Source organism: Nitratireductor sp. OM-1 (assembly GCF_003296175.1).
In the GTDB taxonomy this organism is placed as follows: Bacteria; Pseudomonadota; Alphaproteobacteria; order Rhizobiales; family Rhizobiaceae; genus Nitratireductor; species Nitratireductor aquimarinus.
This window is the reverse complement of record NZ_CP029208.1, coordinates 2,689,397-2,706,800: the sequence shown is the minus strand read 5'-3', so window position 1 is coordinate 2,706,800 and position 17,404 is coordinate 2,689,397. Positions and strand designations below refer to the sequence as shown.

19 protein-coding genes and 2 tRNA genes are annotated in these 17,404 nt (G+C 61.1%); 11 read left to right on the top strand and 10 right to left on the bottom strand.

Going from position 1 to position 17,404, the window contains the following annotated elements:
• The first annotated feature begins 2 nt into the window (after window positions 1–2).
• Entirely contained in the window at window positions 3–161 is a 159-nt protein-coding gene (locus DEJ54_RS23220; protein ID WP_162742295.1) for a hypothetical protein, read from the top strand.
• Window positions 162–454: 293 nt separating this feature from the next.
• On the opposite strand, the gene DEJ54_RS12955 is transcribed toward DEJ54_RS23220, so the two are convergent.
• A tRNA-Asp gene (locus tag DEJ54_RS12955) sits at window positions 455–531 on the bottom strand.
• 185 nt (window positions 532–716) lie between these two features.
• Here DEJ54_RS12955 and DEJ54_RS12950 point away from each other — a divergent pair.
• Together DEJ54_RS12950 and DEJ54_RS12945 are read left to right on the top strand one after the other, a co-directional pair.
• Window positions 717–792, top strand: a tRNA-Val gene (locus DEJ54_RS12950).
• A gap of 86 nt (window positions 793–878) precedes the next feature.
• Window positions 879–1,325, top strand: a complete 447-nt coding sequence (locus tag DEJ54_RS12945) for an acetyltransferase (RefSeq protein ID WP_113154939.1) — start codon at window positions 879–881, stop codon at window positions 1,323–1,325.
• 118 nt (window positions 1,326–1,443) lie between these two features.
• Here the strand turns inward: DEJ54_RS12945 and DEJ54_RS12940 are convergent, their stop codons facing one another.
• The 5 genes from DEJ54_RS12940 to DEJ54_RS12920 form a co-directional block, all read right to left on the bottom strand.
• The gene (locus tag DEJ54_RS12940; RefSeq protein WP_113154938.1) at window positions 1,444–1,803 is read right to left on the bottom strand and encodes a hypothetical protein; all 360 of its coding nucleotides are present in this window, start codon (window positions 1,801–1,803) and stop codon (window positions 1,444–1,446) included.
• A gap of 214 nt (window positions 1,804–2,017) precedes the next feature.
• Window positions 2,018–2,293: a DNA-binding protein HupB gene (gene hupB, locus DEJ54_RS12935; RefSeq protein WP_113154937.1), complete on the bottom strand. Its 276-nt coding sequence runs from the start codon at window positions 2,291–2,293 to the stop codon at window positions 2,018–2,020.
• 257 nt (window positions 2,294–2,550) lie between these two features.
• Window positions 2,551–4,974: an endopeptidase La gene (gene lon / locus DEJ54_RS12930; RefSeq protein ID WP_113154936.1), complete on the bottom strand. Its 2,424-nt coding sequence runs from the start codon at window positions 4,972–4,974 to the stop codon at window positions 2,551–2,553.
• A 326-nt stretch (window positions 4,975–5,300) separates the two neighbouring features.
• Window positions 5,301–6,575 carry an ATP-dependent Clp protease ATP-binding subunit ClpX gene (gene clpX, locus DEJ54_RS12925; RefSeq protein WP_113154935.1) on the bottom strand — a complete coding sequence of 425 codons (1,275 nt, stop codon included), beginning with the start codon at window positions 6,573–6,575 and terminating at the stop codon, window positions 5,301–5,303.
• Between the two features lie 318 nt (window positions 6,576–6,893).
• Window positions 6,894–7,526 (bottom strand): ATP-dependent Clp protease proteolytic subunit, encoded by a 633-nt coding sequence (locus DEJ54_RS12920; protein WP_113154934.1) that lies wholly within the window; start codon window positions 7,524–7,526, stop codon window positions 6,894–6,896.
• Between the two features lie 242 nt (window positions 7,527–7,768).
• Between DEJ54_RS12920 and DEJ54_RS12915 the strand changes: the two genes are divergently transcribed.
• Complete coding sequence (locus DEJ54_RS12915; RefSeq protein ID WP_245447552.1) at window positions 7,769–9,016, top strand: cytochrome P450; 1,248 nt, start codon at window positions 7,769–7,771, stop codon at window positions 9,014–9,016.
• An 80-nt stretch (window positions 9,017–9,096) separates the two neighbouring features.
• Here the strand turns inward: DEJ54_RS12915 and DEJ54_RS12910 are convergent, their stop codons facing one another.
• Together DEJ54_RS12910 and DEJ54_RS12905 are read right to left on the bottom strand one after the other, a co-directional pair.
• Window positions 9,097–10,380 (bottom strand): O-acetylhomoserine aminocarboxypropyltransferase, encoded by a 1,284-nt coding sequence (locus DEJ54_RS12910; RefSeq protein ID WP_113154932.1) that lies wholly within the window; start codon window positions 10,378–10,380, stop codon window positions 9,097–9,099.
• Between the two features lie 122 nt (window positions 10,381–10,502).
• Window positions 10,503–11,024, bottom strand: a complete 522-nt coding sequence (locus tag DEJ54_RS12905) for a CoA-binding protein (RefSeq protein WP_113154931.1) — start codon at window positions 11,022–11,024, stop codon at window positions 10,503–10,505.
• Window positions 11,025–11,139: 115 nt separating this feature from the next.
• Here DEJ54_RS12905 and DEJ54_RS12900 point away from each other — a divergent pair, with 115 nt between their 5' ends.
• Window positions 11,140–11,472: a hypothetical protein gene (locus tag DEJ54_RS12900; RefSeq protein WP_113154930.1), complete on the top strand. Its 333-nt coding sequence runs from the start codon at window positions 11,140–11,142 to the stop codon at window positions 11,470–11,472.
• Between the two features lie 227 nt (window positions 11,473–11,699).
• Window positions 11,700–11,984, top strand: a complete 285-nt coding sequence (locus DEJ54_RS12895; RefSeq protein ID WP_113154929.1) for a hypothetical protein — start codon at window positions 11,700–11,702, stop codon at window positions 11,982–11,984.
• A 60-nt stretch (window positions 11,985–12,044) separates the two neighbouring features.
• Here DEJ54_RS12895 and DEJ54_RS12890 read toward each other — a convergent pair whose 3' ends face one another.
• Together DEJ54_RS12890 and DEJ54_RS12885 are read right to left on the bottom strand one after the other, a co-directional pair.
• Window positions 12,045–12,488 carry a VOC family protein gene (locus DEJ54_RS12890; protein ID WP_113154928.1) on the bottom strand — a complete coding sequence of 148 codons (444 nt, stop codon included), beginning with the start codon at window positions 12,486–12,488 and terminating at the stop codon, window positions 12,045–12,047.
• Between the two features lie 2 nt (window positions 12,489–12,490).
• Window positions 12,491–13,309, bottom strand: a complete 819-nt coding sequence (locus DEJ54_RS12885; protein WP_113154927.1) for an enoyl-CoA hydratase — start codon at window positions 13,307–13,309, stop codon at window positions 12,491–12,493.
• 129 nt (window positions 13,310–13,438) lie between these two features.
• Here DEJ54_RS12885 and DEJ54_RS12880 point away from each other — a divergent pair, with 129 nt between their 5' ends.
• The 5 genes from DEJ54_RS12880 to argC all read left to right on the top strand — a co-directional run bounded on the left by DEJ54_RS12880 (window position 13,439) and on the right by argC (window position 17,312).
• Complete coding sequence (locus DEJ54_RS12880) at window positions 13,439–13,909, top strand: PaaI family thioesterase (protein WP_224924947.1); 471 nt, start codon at window positions 13,439–13,441, stop codon at window positions 13,907–13,909.
• A 278-nt stretch (window positions 13,910–14,187) separates the two neighbouring features.
• Window positions 14,188–14,652, top strand: coding sequence for a 50S ribosomal protein L13 (gene rplM, locus DEJ54_RS12875; RefSeq protein WP_113154926.1), 465 nt, complete (start codon window positions 14,188–14,190; stop codon window positions 14,650–14,652).
• Entirely contained in the window at window positions 14,652–15,137 is a 486-nt protein-coding gene (gene rpsI / locus DEJ54_RS12870; protein ID WP_113154925.1) for a 30S ribosomal protein S9, read from the top strand. Before rplM ends, rpsI begins: the two co-directional genes overlap by 1 nt.
• Window positions 15,138–15,344: 207 nt before the next feature.
• Window positions 15,345–16,292 carry an agmatinase gene (gene speB / locus DEJ54_RS12865; protein WP_113154924.1) on the top strand — a complete coding sequence of 316 codons (948 nt, stop codon included), beginning with the start codon at window positions 15,345–15,347 and terminating at the stop codon, window positions 16,290–16,292.
• 90 nt (window positions 16,293–16,382) lie between these two features.
• Window positions 16,383–17,312 carry an N-acetyl-gamma-glutamyl-phosphate reductase gene (argC, locus tag DEJ54_RS12860; RefSeq protein WP_113154923.1) on the top strand — a complete coding sequence of 310 codons (930 nt, stop codon included), beginning with the start codon at window positions 16,383–16,385 and terminating at the stop codon, window positions 17,310–17,312.
• Window positions 17,313–17,404 lie beyond the last annotated feature (92 nt).

Here is a 17,404-nt window from a genome sequence, read left to right as displayed (position 1 = left end):
TTATGAGACCGAGCCAACTAATAGCCTTCCTGTTTCGCGCTGCCCTGCTTCTGTCGCCGGCGACGATCGCGGTCCTTACCTTCATTTATCTGGTGCAGACCGCCGAACAGCGCGACATTCCGCCGAGTGTCGACAGAATCCACACGGCGACGATCCGCTGACGCCCCTGCCCTGACAGGACGACATGGAATCACAGATTGTCGGCTTGCGTGGCCGTGCTGTGAATGAATCGGCGTCAGATCAGAAAAATCAGAGAAAAGCGGCCCGCCCGTGCGTGGCTGCGAATCGCACATGGCGATTCGTGCGCAGAGCAAGCGATTGGGTCGAAAACCGATAACCGGCTCAATTGAGAGCGGTGCGATAATCTGCTTTGAAATCAGGAAGAAGAAGCCGTTTGGCAGAGAGTGTGTTTCACTCTTTAGCGCGGCCGCCACTTCTCCAGAGAGAGGAGAAGTGGCGCGAGTGACGGGGCTCGAACCCGCGACCTCCGGCGTGACAGGCCGGCACTCTAACCATCTGAGCTACACCCGCGCTTGAGGCGCTCTGCCGTGGCAGCAACGCGTCGATGAGCGCTGAATTAGGGGGTTCTTGCGGGAGTGTCAAGCGCCCCAAACCCACTTTGTGAAACTTTCTTGATCTTATTCGAATTCGCTCTGAAAAAGCTCTTTTCCACTTGCGATCCGATCGCGAAGCACCTAAAGGAAGCGGCTTGGAATGGGCGATTAGCTCAGCTGGTAGAGCGCTTCGTTTACACCGAAGATGTCGGGAGTTCGAGTCTCTCATCGCCCACCATTCCCTCCCTCACTTTTGCGCTTTTCCTGCCCCGCCATACGCGGACTTTCAGGCTATGAGCGCTGTTTTTCCCGCATGGAGCCGGTGTGGCTGAGATTCGCAAAGCCCGGAAAGACGATCTGGTCGATCTGATCGAGATCTGGCGGGGCTCGGTGCGTGCGACTCACGATTTTCTGGCCGAATCCGACTTCCGCGCCATCGAACGGGACGTCGCGGAAAAATATCTGCCCTGCGCGTCTCTCTGGGTTGCCGTTGATGAGCGCGATTCTCCACTGGCCTTCATGGGAATCGACAAATCGCACATCGACAGCCTGTTTGTGGCCCCTGAGGAACGTGGCAAGGGGCTTGGCAGGCTTCTCATTACCTATGCCCGCCAAATCGCCGGGAATCGCCTCACGCTGGATGTGAACGAGCAGAACGGGCAGGCGCTCGCCTTTTACCGCAGAATGGGCTTTGCGGTGCATGCACGCTCGCCACGCGACGGCGAAGGCCGTCCCTACCCGCTCCTGCATATGACACTGCGCGCGGTCTGAGGAGCCCGACGCCCGAGCGGGCTGCCGGATCACTGCGAATCTTCACCTTTGAGCGAATTCAGGCGTTTCTCACCGCCCGCACAAGAATCACAGCGCTACGTTGACGGGCTGAACGATTCTATCGGTATTTCCCGGTATCGGCGTCTGTCCACGGGCGGATGAGAATCGTCGCCGCATCATCGTCGCCCTCAACGCGATAGGCAGCCGGCTGCACTCCCGCCGCATCATCCTCAAGCCTGCAGAGAACCTTCTCGACAAAACGCGAAAAGTCGCCGCTTTCCTCAACGAGTTCCGCCGTCAGCGCAAGCTGGCAGTCATGCCCCTTCTTCCTGATGTAGAAAGCGTATTCGGCAGCTTCATCAGGCCGCAGATCACGTGACATGGAAAATAGTACCGGCTCGAGTTCCCGGAATTCATCCGCCAGCGCCGGGCCTGACAGGATCGCGGCCGCCACGGCCACCAATATGCGCTTCATCATCAGCCCTCCCCGACCGCAAACAATGCGCTGCATAATGCAGATCGCCCACGCTGCGACAAGCCCCGGGCCAAGCGGGGCGACTGAGGACCGGGCAGGATCGGGGGACGGAGGGGAAGGACAGGCCGCCTGAAACGGGCAGGCGGGCAACTGAACAGCGGACAAAAGAAAAGCCGGGTCGAAACCCGGCTTTTCTTGTATTCCCAAAAGGGCGCAATCAGGCGTTGACTGCGTCCTTGAGGCCTTTGCCGGCCGAGAACTTCGGCACGTTGCGGGCCGGGATCTGAACTGCGGCACCGGTCTGCGGGTTGCGGCCGGTGGAAGCCTCACGCCGAGAAACGGAGAAGTTTCCGAAGCCGACGAGGCGCACGTCCCCACCCTTCTTGAGTTCGCCTTCGATAACGGCAAAAACCGCATCGACCGCGGACTGGGCGTCGCCCTTGGAGAGGTTGGCCTCTTCTGCGACTGCGGATACGAGCTCGTTCTTGTTCATGTAATTACCCCTTCCTGATAAGGACCAAGTGATGCGACTCACTCAGCTCGAGGCAGTCTAGGGAGAACAAGTGTCCCGACCAAGCAAGAAATGATCAAAAACTACTCGCAAACCCATGTTTTCCGGGGTTTTCGACAGAAAAGCCGGGCACGAAGCCCGGCTTTTGTCGATTTTAGCGAAATTGCGACCACAAAGTGGCGCAATCCCTTGTGCTGCACCGGCTCGACCGCTTTGCCGAACCGGTTCAGGGCAAGCCGTCAATGGGCGACGGCGGGCCCCTCATTTCCAACGCCAACCTTGCTGGCCGGCTCCGCAGGCTCAACCCATTCGATCGGCTCAGGCAGGCGCACGAGAGCATGTTCCAGCACCTCGCCGACGCGGCTGACGGGCACGATCTCGAGACCGTTCTTCACGTTCTCGGGAATGTCAGCCAGATCCTTGGCGTTCTCTTCAGGGATCAGCACCTTCTTGATGCCACCGCGCAGCGCCGCCAGGAGCTTTTCCTTCAGACCGCCAATGGGAAGCACACGGCCACGCAGGGTGATCTCGCCGGTCATGGCGATGTCCTTGCGCACCGGGATGCCGGTCATGATCGACACGATGGCGGTCGCCATGGCGACACCGGCCGACGGGCCATCCTTGGGCGTCGCGCCTTCCGGCACGTGCACGTGGATGTCCTTCTTGTCGAACACGGGCGGCTCGATGCCGAAATCGACCGCGCGCGAGCGGACGTAAGACGCCGCTGCGGAAATCGATTCCTTCATCACGTCACGCAGATTGCCGGTGACGGTCATCTTGCCCTTGCCCGGCATCATGACGCCTTCGATGGTCAGAAGCTCGCCGCCAACCTCGGTCCAGGCCAGACCGGTGACCACACCGACCTGATCCTCGCCCTCGGCCTGACCGAAGCGATAACGCTGAACGCCCAGATAGTCGGCCAGATTGTCCTCGGTCACTTCGACCTTGTCCTTGCCGCCATCCTTCTTGGCGTTGCGCAGGATCTCCGTCACCGCCTTGCGGGCAAGCTTCATCAGCTCACGCTCAAGGTTACGCACGCCCGCTTCGCGGGTGTAGGTGCGGATGATCTCGCGCAGCGCGCCGTCGGTCACCGAGAACTCCTGCGGCTCAAGCGCATGTTCGCGCACGGCCTTGGGCAGAAGATGCCGCTTGGCGATCTCCACCTTCTCATCCTCGGTGTAACCGGCGATGCGGATGATCTCCATACGGTCCATCAGCGCCGGCGGAATGTTCAGCGTGTTGGCCGTGGTGACGAACATCACGCTCGACAGGTCGTACTCAACCTCGAGATAGTGATCCATGAAGGTCGAGTTCTGCTCGGGATCGAGAACCTCGAGCAGGGCCGAAGACGGATCGCCACGGAAATCCATGCCCATCTTGTCGATCTCGTCGAGCAGGAAGAGCGGGTTGGACTTCTGCGCCTTCTTCATCGACTGGATGACCTTGCCGGGCATCGAGCCGATATACGTGCGGCGGTGACCACGGATCTCGGCCTCGTCACGCACGCCGCCGAGCGCCATGCGGACATATTCGCGTCCGGTGGCCTTGGCGATGGACTTGGCGAGCGAGGTCTTGCCGACGCCGGGCGGTCCGACGAGGCACAGGATCGGGCCCTTGAGCTTCTTCTGACGGCTCTGCACCGCCAGATACTCGACGATCCGCTCCTTGACCTTCTCGAGACCGAAATGGTCCGTGTCGAGCACGTTCTCGGAAAATTCGAGATCGTTCTTGATCTTGCTCGGCTTCTTCCACGGAATGGAGAGCAGCCAGTCGAGATAGTTGCGCACCACGGTGGCCTCGGCCGACATGGGCGACATGGTCTTGAGCTTCTTCAGCTCGGCCTCGGCCTTCTCGCGCGCTTCCTTGGAGAGCTTCGTCTTCTTGATCCGCTCTTCGAGCTCGGCAGCCTCGTTGCGGCCGTCCTCGCCCTCGCCGAGCTCCTTCTGAATGGCCTTCATCTGCTCATTCAGATAGTACTCGCGCTGGGTCTTCTCCATCTGCCGCTTCACGCGGCTGCGGATACGCTTTTCCACCTGCAGCACGGAAATCTCGGCTTCCATGAAGCCCATGGCCTTTTCAAGCCGCTCGCGCACGGAGAGCGTGGCCAGCATTTCCTGCTTTTCAGGGATCTTGATCGCCAGATGCGAGGCAACGGTATCGGCCAGCTTCGAGTAATCCTCGATCTGGTTCGCCGCACCGACCACTTCGGGCGAAATCTTCTTGTTCAGCTTGACGTAATTCTCGAAGTCCGAGACCACCGAACGCGCCAGCGCCTCGATCTCGACCTGGTCTTCTTCCGGCTCGGGAAGCAGATCGGCGGTTGCCTCGTGAAACTCTTCACGATCGCTGAACTGCGAAACACGCGCACGCGACGTGCCCTCGACCAGCACTTTCACCGTGCCGTCGGGCAGTTTCAGGAGCTGCAGAACGTTAGCCAGCGTACCGATATCATAGATGCCGCTCGGCTCCGGATCGTCGTCCGCCGCGTTCATCTGCGTCGCCAGCAGGATCTGACGCTCGGCGCCCATCACCTCTTCCAGCGCCTTGATCGACTTGTCGCGGCCGACGAAGAGCGGAACAATCATATGCGGGAACACCACAATGTCGCGCAGGGGCAACACGGGATACAGAGCACCACCAGCGGTCTTGGGGGTATCAGTCATGTTTCAGCCTTTCAAACCGCAGCCGCTCAAGAGCCAGCCGCGGACTTCAGTCTATCCGGCCAGAGCGTTATCCACCAGAAGCACCCGCATTGTCGCGCGATGCGTGAATGGAAACCACCCCACCTTTGCTCCCCCCTTAGTTGGAGACATGGACCGAGAAGATCAAGGGCTTACGCATGATGCATGGGCCGGACACACAGCAAGCGCCCTTCAGGCTTCTCGATCTGGGCAAACGGTGGACAAGAACAGTGCAGACAACACAACGTCACCGAAGCGGAGCCCCGGTGACGCTGAAACGCTTTGCACATCGAAACGCCGAACAACCGTCAGGCGCTCGCATTGCCTTTTTCCTGCTCGCGCTCCGCATAGATGTAGAGCGGGCGAGCATTGCCGGCGACCACCTCATCGGAGATCACCACTTCCTGGACGCCTTCCAGCGCCGGCAGTTCGAACATCGTGTCGAGCAGGATCGCTTCCATGATCGACCGCAGGCCACGCGCGCCGGTCTTGCGCTCGATTGCCTTGCGGGCAATCGCGGCGAGCGCGTTCTCGTGGAAGGTCAGCTCGACATTCTCCATGTCGAACAGACGCTGATACTGCTTCACCAGCGCGTTCTTGGGCTCGCTGAGGATCTGCACCAATGCAGGCTCATCGAGGTCCTCAAGCGTCGCCAGAACCGGCAGACGGCCAACGAATTCGGGGATGAGACCGAATTTCAGCAGATCTTCCGGCTCGACCTGGCGGAACAGCTCGCCCGTCGGGCGATCTTCCGGAGAGGCCACCGTCGCGCCGAAGCCGATGGAGGTCTTGCGGCCACGGTCGGAAATGATCCTGTCGAGGCCGGCAAAAGCGCCGCCGCAGATGAACAGGATATTGGCCGTGTCCACCTGCAGGAACTCCTGCTGGGGATGCTTGCGACCGCCCTGCGGCGGCACGGAAGCGACCGTGCCTTCCATGATCTTCAGCAGCGCCTGCTGCACGCCCTCGCCCGAAACATCCCGCGTGATCGAAGGATTGTCGGACTTGCGCGAAATCTTGTCGATCTCGTCGATATAGACGATGCCGCGCTGCGCCCGCTCGACATTGTAGTCGGCCGACTGAAGCAGCTTGAGAATGATGTTCTCGACGTCCTCGCCCACATAACCGGCCTCGGTCAGCGTCGTCGCATCGGCCATGGTGAAGGGCACATCGATGATGCGCGCCAGCGTCTGGGCCAGAAGCGTCTTGCCGCAACCGGTCGGGCCGATCAGCAGAATGTTGGACTTGGCGAGTTCGACCTCGGCATTCTTGGATGCGTGGGCCAGGCGCTTGTAGTGATTGTGGACGGCCACAGACAGCACGCGCTTGGCATGCGCCTGACCGATCACATAATCGTCCAGCACCTCGATAATTTCCTGCGGTGTGGGCACGCCCTCGCGCGACTTCACCATCGAGGATTTGTTTTCCTCGCGGATGATGTCCATGCACAGTTCGACGCACTCGTCACAAATGAAGACAGTGGGTCCCGCAATAAGCTTGCGGACTTCGTGCTGGCTTTTGCCGCAGAAGGAGCAGTACAGCGTGTTCTTGGAGTCTCCGCTGCCGTTGCTGGCCTTGCTCATGTCTTACGTCCTTTCACTACCACCGGCAGGTCGACCCGCACTTGCCGGGCGGTCATGGTGCCTGGGAGCACGATAGCCCCGGGCGGTCCACGCTCTGTCCTCGAAACGAAACACAAATCCGAAAACGCGGCAACCATACCGAGTCCCTGTCCAGACCTTGGATCTGGAAACTCAATATAGACTTAACGTAGGCGTTCACACACCGGCTGCAAACACAAAAATGTGACGGAAATGACGCAATCGGCGGCAAATGCCGGCCAAACCGCGCCATGCCCGGCACAAGGCCGGGCAGACCGATTGCAAAAGCCGCGTTCCGAATCAGGATTCGGCTGCTTTCTCGGGCGTGTCGCGGGAGCTGACGACCTTGTCGATCAGGCCAAACTCCTGCGCCTCGTCCGAGGTCATGAAATGATCGCGGTCAAGCGTGCGCTCGATCGTGTCGTAATCCTGCCCGGTGTGCTGGACATAGACCTCGTTCAGACGACGCTTGAGCTTGATGATGTCCTGCGCGTGGCGCTCGATATCGGACGCCTGGCCCTGGAAGCCGCCCGAAGGCTGATGCACCATGATGCGCGCGTTCGGCGTCGCAAAGCGCATGTCCTTGTGGCCGGCGCACAGAAGCAGCGAGCCCATCGACGCAGCCTGGCCGATGCACAGCGTGGAGACCGGCGGCTGGATGAACTGCATCGTGTCGTAGATGGCCATGCCCGACGTCACCACGCCACCCGGCGAGTTGATGTAGAGCGCGATCTCTTTCTTCGGGTTCTCTGCCTCGAGGAAGAGGAGCTGCGCACAGACCAGCGAGGCCATGCTATCCTCGATCGGGCCGGTGATGAAGATAATGCGCTCCTTGAGGAGGCGCGAGAAGATGTCGTAAGCCCGTTCACCCCGGTTCGTCTGCTCGACGACCATGGGCACCAGATTCATGGCGGTATCGACGGGATTCGGCATGAAAACACCTTTCGGTTTGAGGTCGCACGCCCGATTGGCTGGCGCACGCAAAAGCGGCAGAATCGTTTGGTTCAACGGGATAGATATGATGCCCCATTCCCCCGACGCAAGAGCAAGCCTTTATCTTGATGATCGCCGGCGTTCGATTCGCCGGTTCTGACAGGCCCATACCGCGCCCTGCGCGCGACGCAATGTACCCATCGGGGCCCCTTGAGGCGCCCATCAAGCCGGACCGCACCATCATGCCCCAAAGACCAGCCCACCTCCTCTACGATCATGACCGCAAAGCCGTTCGGCTCGATCCGCACGATCCGGACTTCGTTCAGGATCCCTACCCGGCCTATGCCTATCTGCATGCCCATGCGCCCGCGTTCTTCTGGGACGACTTCGGCTTCTGGTGCCTGACCGACTATGAAAGCGTAAACCGCGCCCTGCGCGACCGGCGCCTTGGACGCGAGCAACCCGCCGACCAGAAGCCCGATCCGGCCACGCGCACGCATCTGAAGCATTTCGACGCCATCGAGGCCAACTCGATGCTGGAGATCGAGCCGCCCGTGCACACGCGGCTCAGAAAGCTCGTCAACCGCGCCTTCGTCTCACGCCAGGTCGAGCGGCTGCGCCCCCGCGTAGAGACGCTCTGCCACACGCTGATCGACGGTTTTGAGCAGACCGGTGAAGCGGAGCTGCTTGGAGCCTATGCAACGCCCATTCCGCTGGTGATCATCACGGAGATGCTGGGCGTGCCCACGGATATGGGGCCGCAGCTCGTGGAATGGTCGCATCGCATGGTCGCCATGTATATGCACGGCTCTGACGAAGAGACGCAGCGCCGCGCCGATGAGGCCGCGCGCGACTTCGCCGCCTTCATTCGCGACTACGCCAGAAAGCGCAGCGCCACACCGGGCGATGATCTGCTGAGCCTGCTCATCGCCGCGCAGGAAGATGGCGAACGGCTGAGCGAGGATGAGCTTGTCTCTTCGGCCATTCTTCTTTTGAACGCAGGGCATGAGGCAACCGTGCACCAGCTGGGCAACGCCGTATCGACCCTGCTGGCGCAGGGCGGCGATCCGCGGCGCTTCTTCGGCTCCGACGCGGAAGCGGCGGCAACGGTGGAGGAATGCCTGCGCTACGATCCGCCGCTGCACATGTTCACCCGCTATGCCTATGAGACGGTGGAGGTCGCGCCGGGCCTGACCCTGAAGCCCGGCGAGACGGTCGGCCTGCTTCTGGGCGCAGCCAACAACGACCTGACGGCCTTCGATGAACCGCGCAGTTTCCGCCCCGGACGCCCCGACCAGAAGAATGTGTCGTTCGGCGCGGGCATTCATTTCTGCATCGGCGCGCCATTGGCGCGGCTGGAAATGCAGGTGGGGCTAAAGGTTCTGTTCGAGCGCCTGCCCTCGCTCGCCCTGAAGACGCCGCCGGTCTATGGCGACACCTACCATTTTCACGGGCTGGAGCGGCTGGACTGCGTCTGGCACGCATCCTAGCGCCCCCACCTCCCTGCAATAAGAAACGGCGCGGGCCTGTCAGCCCGCGCCGTTATTGCATTCGCGATCAGTCGCTTCGATCAGATTTTGGCGAGCGCCTGCTCCAGATCGGCGATGATGTCTGCCACGTCCTCAATGCCGATGGACAGGCGGATCACATCAACGCCGGCGCCAGCCGCCGCCTTCTGCTCGTCGGAGAGCTGGCGGTGGGTGGTGGAAGCGGGATGGATGATCAGCGACTTGGTGTCGCCGATATTGGCCAGATGCGAGAAGAGTTCGACGCTCTCCACCACCTTCACGCCCGCATCGAACCCGTCTTTCAGGCCGAAGGTGAAGACAGCGCCAGCACCCTTGGGCGAGTACTTCTTCATGAGTGCGTGGTTGGGATCTTCCGGCAGGCCAGGATAGGAAACCCACGACACCTTGTCGTGCCCCTTGAGCCATTCGGCCACCTTCAGCGCATTGTCGCTGTGGCGCTGCATGCGAAGCGCCAGCGTCTCGATGCCGGTGAGGATCTGGAAGGCGTTGAAGGGCGAGATCGCCGGACCGAAATCGCGCAGGCCCAGAACGCGGGCTGCGATTGCGAAGGCGAAATTGCCGAAGGTCTCGTGCAGAACCATGCCGCCATATTCGGGACGCGGCTCGGAGAGCATCGGATACTTGCCGGACTTCGACCAGTCGAACGTGCCGCCATCGACCAGTGCGCCGCCTACGGAATTGCCGTGGCCGCCCATGAACTTGGTGAGCGAGTGCAGGACGATATCCGCGCCATGCTCGATGGGACGCAGCAGGTAGGGCGACGCCATCGTGTTGTCGACGATCAGCGGCAGGCCGTGACGGCGCGCAATGTCGCCAATCTTTTCCAGGTCCACGAAAGTGCCGCCCGGATTGGCCAGGCTCTCGACGAAGATCGCCTGCGTGTCGTCATCGATCTGGCTTTCGAAACTGTCGAAATTCTCCGGATCGGCCCAGCGGACATGCCAGTCGAAATTCTTGAAGGCGTGGCCGAACTGATTGATGGAACCGCCGTAAAGCCTTTTGGCAGCGATGAAATTCGCGCCCGGCCGCATGAGATTGTGGAAGGTGAGTAACTGAGCCGCATGGCCGGAAGCCGTGGCCAGCGCCGCCGTGCCGCCCTCAAGGGCTGCAACGCGCTCTTCGAGCACGGCCTGGGTGGGATTCATGATGCGGGTGTAAATGTTGCCGAAGGCCTTGAGGCCGAACAGCGAAGCGGCATGGTCCGCATCGTCGAAGACATAGGAGGTGGTCTGGTAGATCGGCGTGGCGCGTGCGCCTGTCGCCGGATCGGGCTGGGCCCCTGCATGCACCGCCAGCGTGTCGAAACCGGGAGTACGCTCACTCATATGACAATCCCTCCATGTCAAAAATCCCTCCATGTCAAAAACAAAGGTTGCGGGCATCAATACAGAGCCCTTGGTCGCAGGCAAAGGAGATTTATGCCCCGCCGACCGGCTGCGCTGAAAAATCAGCGCTGGCGAATGCCGAAGCTCTGGAAACCTTTGCGCATGATCGGCTTTTTCGACGAAATCACGCGGCTGTTGACGCCGTTCCAGCCAATTTCGCGTGAAAGCCGCGCATATTCGATCTTCGGGCAACGATCCATCACCACCTGAATGCCCTTCTCTTCAAGCCGTTTTGCAGACGCATCGTCACGCACAGTTAGCTGCATCCAGACCACTTTGGGGAGCGTCTCCATGGCGAGGATCTCGTCCGTCAGGCCCGGAATGGCCGAGGATGGGCGGAAGACATCGACCATGTCGACGGGCTCGGCGAGATCGGCAAGCGTTGCAACGACGGGACGACCGGCGATCTCCTTGCCGGCCTGACCGGGATTGACGGGAAACACCGTGTATCCCTTGTCGATCAGATATTTCGTGACAAAGAAGCTGGGCCTGACCTCATTGGCCGAAGCGCCCACAATGGCGACGCTCTTCACCGTGTTCAGAATGCCGGAAATATAGGCGTCGTCGTAACGGTCGTGGTTCATCGTCGCTCCCGAACCCTGCGAATGCCGCCTCAATCTCGGCAAAGCCGCAGGCTATGATATGATAATCGTTATTCGCTGCACCCGTTGCAGCCTGCTCAAAGCAAAGTGACCGATCATGTTGAGATACATCGCCCTGACCCTTGGAATGGTCGTTCTGGCCAGCCCTGCCGGAGCCATATCCCGCTACACGTCAACTGCCATGAGCTGTGCCGAGGCGCAAGCCAGGATCAATGCGGAGGGTGCGGCGATCATGCGCTACCAGTCGCGCAACAATCCGAGCCTGCCCCGCTATGACCGCTATGTGGCGAATGAGAATTTCTGCCCGGTGGCGCACATCGCCGTGCGCGATTACATCCCCACCGCAGACCGCGAATCCTGCCCGGTTCTGCGCTGCAAGGCGGAGATGCGGGAGCGGCTTTTCGACCGCCGGTGGATATTCCGGAACTGACGGGAACGGCCCACAGAAAGGTGCTCCGGATGCGGTCTCCATGAGAACCGTCCGGCGTTATATTGCTATAAAAGAACATCTCAAAAATCATTGATTTATTTAACTTTATAGCCGCTTTTACCGGCAATTTTCCTGCTGCATAACGTCCCGGCGCGCCCCTGAAGCCACCAGCATTTCTGGCCGGCGAAACGCGTGTTTGAAAGTCAAAAATTTCAGAAAGGGAAGCTATGCGTAAGTCATTGATGTTAGCCGTTGCCTGCGTCCTCCTTTACCCCAACAGCAGCGCTCAGGCAGGTGGTCAGACCTGCAGGGAGCTTCAGGATTCCATCAGCGAAAACGGGGCGGTCATCCTGCGCTATCCGTCGAGCACCGCACAGGCTCCCCGGCGCTACGACCGGTTTGTCGCGGATCAGAGCGAATGCCCTGCGCATTATGAAACACTCAAAGTGCGGCTTTTACCGGCGCTCGATACCGATGCGTGCCCTGCCCATGTGTGCTGGAGCGACGACTAGATCGCCTGCTTCACGCCAGGCATTTGCGGAGGCGGCGCGTTTGTCGCCCCCGTAGATCGCTCAATCCGGCAGCGAGATCGCGCCGTCGTCGCTGATCGGAAAATCCGGATTGAACGCGACCTCCCAGAGGTTCCCCTCTGTGTCGGCAAAATACCCCTGAAACCCGCCCCATGAGGCATGAGCGGCAGGTTTCACGATCCGGCCACCCGCTTTGGCGGCACGGTTGAGCACGACGATCACATCGTCCTCGCTGCGCGTGTTGTAGGCGAGCGCCACACCTGAATGCCCGGCCGCCGCCTCATGGGCTGCGCGATAATTCTCTTCGCCGACATCGGCCACAAGCTCCTCGCGCGGCCAGAGCGCCAGGATCATCCCGCCCATCTGGAAGAAGGCGACACCACCCGCCATCTTGCGATTACGCTCAAGCCCCATGGCCTCGTAAAACGCCACCGCGCGCTCAAGATCGTCTACGCCAAGCGTGATCAGCGAGATGCGCGGTTCCATGCCTACTTCCCTTTCCACTCGGGAGCGCGTTTTTCGATGAACGCGCCGATGCCCTCTTCGGCATCACGGGCGAGCATGTTCTCGACCATGACCCGCACCGTGTAATCATAGGCCTGTGACAGCTCCATCTCGGCCTGTGCATAGAACGCCTCCTTGCCGATCTTCAGCGTCAAAGGCGATTTGGAAGCAATGGTTTGCGCGAAATTCATCACGGTTTGATTCAACGCATCCTGCGGCACGACACGGTTGACGAGACCGAAGGCATGCGCGCGCCCGGCATCGACCATCTCGCCCGTCAACAGCATCTCCATCGCATGCTTGCGCGAGACATTGCGCGACAGGGCAACCATGGGCGTGGAACAGAACAGGCCGATATTCACGCCCGGCGTGGCAAAGCGCGCCGTCTCGCTCGCAACAGCCAGATCGCAGGAGGCGACAAGCTGGCAACCGGCAGCGGTGGCGATGCCGCTCACCTCGGCGATCACCGGCTTGGGATGACGCACGATGGTCTGCATGAGGCCCGAGCAGAGGAGCATGGTCTTTTCGAAGAACGCCCTGCCCCGGTCCGCATCGGCGCGGTGGGCCGTTAGTTCCTTCAGATCATGACCGGCGCAGAACACCTTGCCCTCGGAACGCAGCACGATGACCCGGACCGCATCATCGTCGCGGGCGCGGTCGAGCGCTCCCTTCAGCGCCTCCATCATGGCGATCGAGAGGGCATTGGCCGGCGGGCTCGCGAGCGTGATCTGCACAATGCCGTCCGCCTCACTGACTGAAACCGGCGCCTGGACGCTCTCCTGAACTGCCGCCGCATTGGCCATGGTCTTCCTCCGTGTTCATGAACCGCCGTCACCATAGTGCCGCTTGTGTTGCAACGGCAATCCGGCAATTCTCTTCGCAGCCGGCCTTTTGCGACAGATCCAGCCGGCGTCGAACGGGAGGTCAGGATCATGGATATGAAGCGGGCAGGCACAAGGCCGGACAGCGCGCTCCAGCCGGTGATGGACGCTGAAGAGGTCAATCTCTATCTGCGCGATGTCTTTCCCCAGGCCTGCAGCGGGGAGACGCCTGATTATCGCGCGCTGGAAGTCTGGCCGGGGGGCTGTACGGTGCGTCTGGAAGCAGGCTTTCAGCATCTGCGCCCGGGCGACACGGTGGCCGGCCCCTCGCTCTTCGCCCTCGCCGATATCGGCGGCTATGTCTGCGCGCTCTCCCATGTCGGGCGCAAGGCGCTGGCCGTCACCACCAACCTGAACATCAACTTCATGCGCAAGGCCGAGGCAGGCGTCGTGGACGGCCATTGCCGCATCCTGAAACTGGGCCGGCGGCTGATGGTATTCGAGGCCGAGCTGGTGGCTGGCGACACGGGCGAAACCGTTGCCCACGCGACCGGAACCTACTCCATTCCACCCTCAAAATAGGCTTCTGCACGGCTGAAGCGCGCCAAAGGGCGTCAATTCATGCGGTATTATAATACCATATTTTTAAACAATTGTTTTTATTGATTTTTTCAGCGCAATGCTCGAAACATTGCGCTTGACGATCCCCCGGTCCGTCTATAGGTAACCATCGCTGCACCTTAAATGTGGTGCTGCATTGGTTTGCGCTGGCCGAATTCGCACCGGACAAGACCGCCGCGAACACAAGCAACAAGAAACGCCCTGCCTTCGGGCCGGGTCCAATAAAACGGAAAAGACCCATGAAAACCTTTTCGCAGAAGCCTGCGGAAGTGACGAAGAAGTGGATCCTGATCGACGCCGAAGGTCTCGTCGTCGGTCGTCTGGCCACCATCGTCGCAAACCGTCTCCGCGGCAAGCACAAGCCCACCTTCACCCCGCATGTGGACGACGGCGACAACGTCATCGTCATCAATGCCGACAAGGTGGTCTTCACCGGCAAGAAATACACCGACAAGAAATACTACTGGCACACGGGTCACCCCGGCGGCATCAAGGAGCGCACTGCGCGCCAGCTGCTCGAGGGCCGGTTCCCCGAGCGCGTGGTTGAGAAGGCCGTTGAGCGCATGGTTCCGCGTGGCCCGCTTGGCCGTCGCCAGATGAAGAACCTGCGCATCTATGCAGGCGCCGAGCACCCGCATGTCGCCCAGAACCCGGAGACGCTCGACGTCGCCGCCATGAGCAAGAAGAATGTGAGGGCCCAGTAATGGCCGAAATCAACTCCCTCGAAGAGCTGGGTGCGGCAACCGCTGCGCAGAACGCCGAACAGGAAGCTGCTCCGGTGCATGTGCAGAAGCTGGACGCACATGGCCGCGCTTACGCCACCGGCAAGCGCAAGAACGCAATTGCCCGCGTGTGGGTCAAGCCGGGCTCCGGCAAGATCACCGTCAACGGCAAAGAGTTCGCGGCTTACTTCGCACGTCCGGTTCTGCAGATGATCCTGCAGCAGCCGATCGTTGCTGCCGACCGCAACGGCCAGTACGACGTCGTCGCCACTGTCGTTGGCGGCGGCCTGTCCGGCCAGGCCGGTGCAGTTCGTCACGGCATCTCCAAGGCTCTGACCCATTACGAGCCGGAGCTGCGTGGCGTCCTCAAGAAGGGTGGCTTCCTGACCCGCGACAGCCGCGTGGTTGAGCGTAAGAAGTACGGCCGGGCAAAGGCTCGTCGTTCGTTCCAGTTCTCCAAGCGCTAAGCTTCACGAACTTCCAAGAACGAAAAGCGGGCCTTCGGGTCCGCTTTTTTCTTGCGCAGATTTTGCCTTCCCCCTACCCATTGGGCCGATGGAGCGGTTCACCGCCTCATGGCGTCGCAGCCGGGCTCTGTCTTTATTGTTTCACCGCATTCGTGCGGATGTCAGGCGGGTGGGCCTGACTGCGAAATGCTCTGAAGGAGGAGCGCCATGCCGTCGAATTCCATCGACAATGCCTTCACCGCCCGCGGTCTGACGGGCGCGACCAGCGACCCGACCTATGCGGGAGCGCTCTCCTTCATGCGCCGCAAATTCACCAAATCGCTGAAGGGCGCCGACGCCGTCGTGTGGGGCATCCCCTTCGACGCCGCCGTTTCCAACCGGCCGGGCGCGCGCTTCGGCCCGCAGGCGATCCGCCGCGCCTCGGCGATCTTCGACAATGATCCGCAATATCCGTTCGACGCCGATCTGTTCGAGGCGCTGGCCGTCATCGACTATGGTGACTGCCTTCTGGATTACGGCAATCACCAGAAGACGCCGGCGACCATCGAGCGCGAAGCGGCAAAGATCCTCAAATCCGATGCGTTTCTGCTTTCGCTTGGCGGCGACCACTTCGTCACCTGGCCGCTTTTGAAAGCGCATGCAGCAAAGCACGGGCCCCTCGCCCTCGTGCAGTTCGATGCGCATCAGGACACCTGGTATGATGACGGCAAGCGCATCGACCACGGCTCCTTTGTCGGCCGCGCGGTGCGCGACGGCGTCATCGATCCGGCGGCGTCCATTCAGGTCGGCATTCGCACCCACGCGCCCGAGGATTGCGGCATCGCCATTCTCCACGGCCATGACGTGGAAGAGATGAAGGCCGGCGAGATCGCCGAGGCCATCCTGGCCCGCGTCGGCGACCGGCCTGCCTATGTCACTTTCGATATCGACTGCCTCGACCCCGCTTATGCGCCCGGCACCGGAACACCGGTGGCCGGCGGCCCATCCAGCGCCCGGATGCTTTCCGTTCTGCGCCAGCTCGGCGCGCTCGACATCGTCGGCGCGGATGTGGTGGAGGTCGCTCCAGCCTATGACCATGCCGACATAACGGCCATCGCGGGCGCGACCATCGCCATGCACTATCTCGGCCTTCTCGCGGCGCGAAAGCGACGATAAGAGCTGAAGCAGCGATTCAAGCGCTTTGCGGATTGATTCCGCCGGCGCGCATAACCAGTTGAAATCCGACTCTTTTCCAGGACTGACACCATGACGGCGAAAATCTTCATCGATGGCGAACACGGCACCACCGGCCTGCAGATCAGGACGCGGCTGGCCGAGCGCCGCGACATCGAAGTGATCTCCATTCCGCCAGAAAAGCGCAAGGACCCGGCTGCCCGCGCAGAATTCCTCAACGCTGCCGACATCGCCATTCTGTGCCTTCCCGACGATGCCGCGCGCGAAAGCGTCTCGCTGATCGAGAACGATAACACCCGCGTGATCGACGCCTCGACCGCGCATCGCGTGACCGAAGGCTGGACCTATGGCTTCGCCGAAATGGACAAGGCGCAGGGCGACGCGATCCGCACGGCAAAGCGTGTCGCCAATCCCGGTTGCTGGCCGCAGGGACCCATCGCCTTCCTGCGCCCGCTGATCCGCGCCGGCCTGCTGCCGGCCAATCTGCCGATCACGGTGAACGGCATTTCCGGCTATTCCGGCGGCGGCCGCACCATGATCGAGGATTACGAAGCGAAGGGTGACGCTGCGCCGGAGTTCATGCCTTATGGTCTGTCACTCAACCACAAGCATCTGCCGGAGCTTCAGGCCTATGCAGGCCTTGCCGGCGCGCCGCTCATGCAGCCGGCTGTGGGCGATTTCGCGCAAGGCATGCTGACCGCCCTGCCCCTGCAGCTTGGTCACCTCGACAGCGTGCCGACGGGCGCCCGGATGCATGCCGCGCTCGCCGACCATTACAGCGCCATCAAGGATGGTGTGGTGAAGGTCGCTCCTTACGGCGTGATCGAGCGCACGGAAGAGCTGAACCCGGAAACCCACAACAACACCAACGACATGACGCTGCATGTCTTCGTCAACGATGCGCGCGCGCAGGCCCTGCTGGTCGCCGTCTATGACAATCTCGGCAAGGGCGCTTCCGGCGCTGCCGTGCAGAACATGGATCTGATGCTTCAGGGGCTCTGAGCCTTCAGACATCGCCCAGACAAAAAAGGCGCGTCCCCGTGGACGCGCCTTTTTTATTTGCAGCTTTTTGCGCGGCTAAAACATTTCCGCTT

What these genes read in the sequence shown, in the direction of transcription:
- DEJ54_RS12910 (WP_113154932.1), bottom strand. Translation starts at nt 10,380, where the DNA reads ATGAGTGAGCGTACTCCCGGTTTCGACACGCTGGCGGTGCATGCAGGG.
- DEJ54_RS23220 (WP_162742295.1), top strand. Translation starts at nt 3, where the DNA reads ATGAGACCGAGCCAACTAATAGCCTTCCTGTTTCGCGCTGCCCTGCTT.
- lon (WP_113154936.1), bottom strand. Translation starts at nt 4,974, where the DNA reads ATGACTGATACCCCCAAGACCGCTGGTGGTGCTCTGTATCCCGTGTTG.
- speB (WP_113154924.1), top strand. Translation starts at nt 15,345, where the DNA reads ATGCCGTCGAATTCCATCGACAATGCCTTCACCGCCCGCGGTCTGACG.
- rpsI (WP_113154925.1), top strand. Translation starts at nt 14,652, where the DNA reads ATGGCCGAAATCAACTCCCTCGAAGAGCTGGGTGCGGCAACCGCTGCG.
- DEJ54_RS12940 (WP_113154938.1), bottom strand. Translation starts at nt 1,803, where the DNA reads ATGATGAAGCGCATATTGGTGGCCGTGGCGGCCGCGATCCTGTCAGGC.
- DEJ54_RS12880 (WP_224924947.1), top strand. Translation starts at nt 13,439, where the DNA reads ATGGATATGAAGCGGGCAGGCACAAGGCCGGACAGCGCGCTCCAGCCG.
- DEJ54_RS12885 (WP_113154927.1), bottom strand. Translation starts at nt 13,309, where the DNA reads ATGGCCAATGCGGCGGCAGTTCAGGAGAGCGTCCAGGCGCCGGTTTCA.
- argC (WP_113154923.1), top strand. Translation starts at nt 16,383, where the DNA reads ATGACGGCGAAAATCTTCATCGATGGCGAACACGGCACCACCGGCCTG.
- hupB (WP_113154937.1), bottom strand. Translation starts at nt 2,293, where the DNA reads ATGAACAAGAACGAGCTCGTATCCGCAGTCGCAGAAGAGGCCAACCTC.
- DEJ54_RS12895 (WP_113154929.1), top strand. Translation starts at nt 11,700, where the DNA reads ATGCGTAAGTCATTGATGTTAGCCGTTGCCTGCGTCCTCCTTTACCCC.
- DEJ54_RS12915 (WP_245447552.1), top strand. Translation starts at nt 7,769, where the DNA reads ATGCCCCAAAGACCAGCCCACCTCCTCTACGATCATGACCGCAAAGCC.
- clpX (WP_113154935.1), bottom strand. Translation starts at nt 6,575, where the DNA reads ATGAGCAAGGCCAGCAACGGCAGCGGAGACTCCAAGAACACGCTGTAC.
- DEJ54_RS12900 (WP_113154930.1), top strand. Translation starts at nt 11,140, where the DNA reads ATGTTGAGATACATCGCCCTGACCCTTGGAATGGTCGTTCTGGCCAGC.
- rplM (WP_113154926.1), top strand. Translation starts at nt 14,188, where the DNA reads ATGAAAACCTTTTCGCAGAAGCCTGCGGAAGTGACGAAGAAGTGGATC.
- DEJ54_RS12890 (WP_113154928.1), bottom strand. Translation starts at nt 12,488, where the DNA reads ATGGAACCGCGCATCTCGCTGATCACGCTTGGCGTAGACGATCTTGAG.
- DEJ54_RS12920 (WP_113154934.1), bottom strand. Translation starts at nt 7,526, where the DNA reads ATGCCGAATCCCGTCGATACCGCCATGAATCTGGTGCCCATGGTCGTC.
- DEJ54_RS12905 (WP_113154931.1), bottom strand. Translation starts at nt 11,024, where the DNA reads ATGAACCACGACCGTTACGACGACGCCTATATTTCCGGCATTCTGAAC.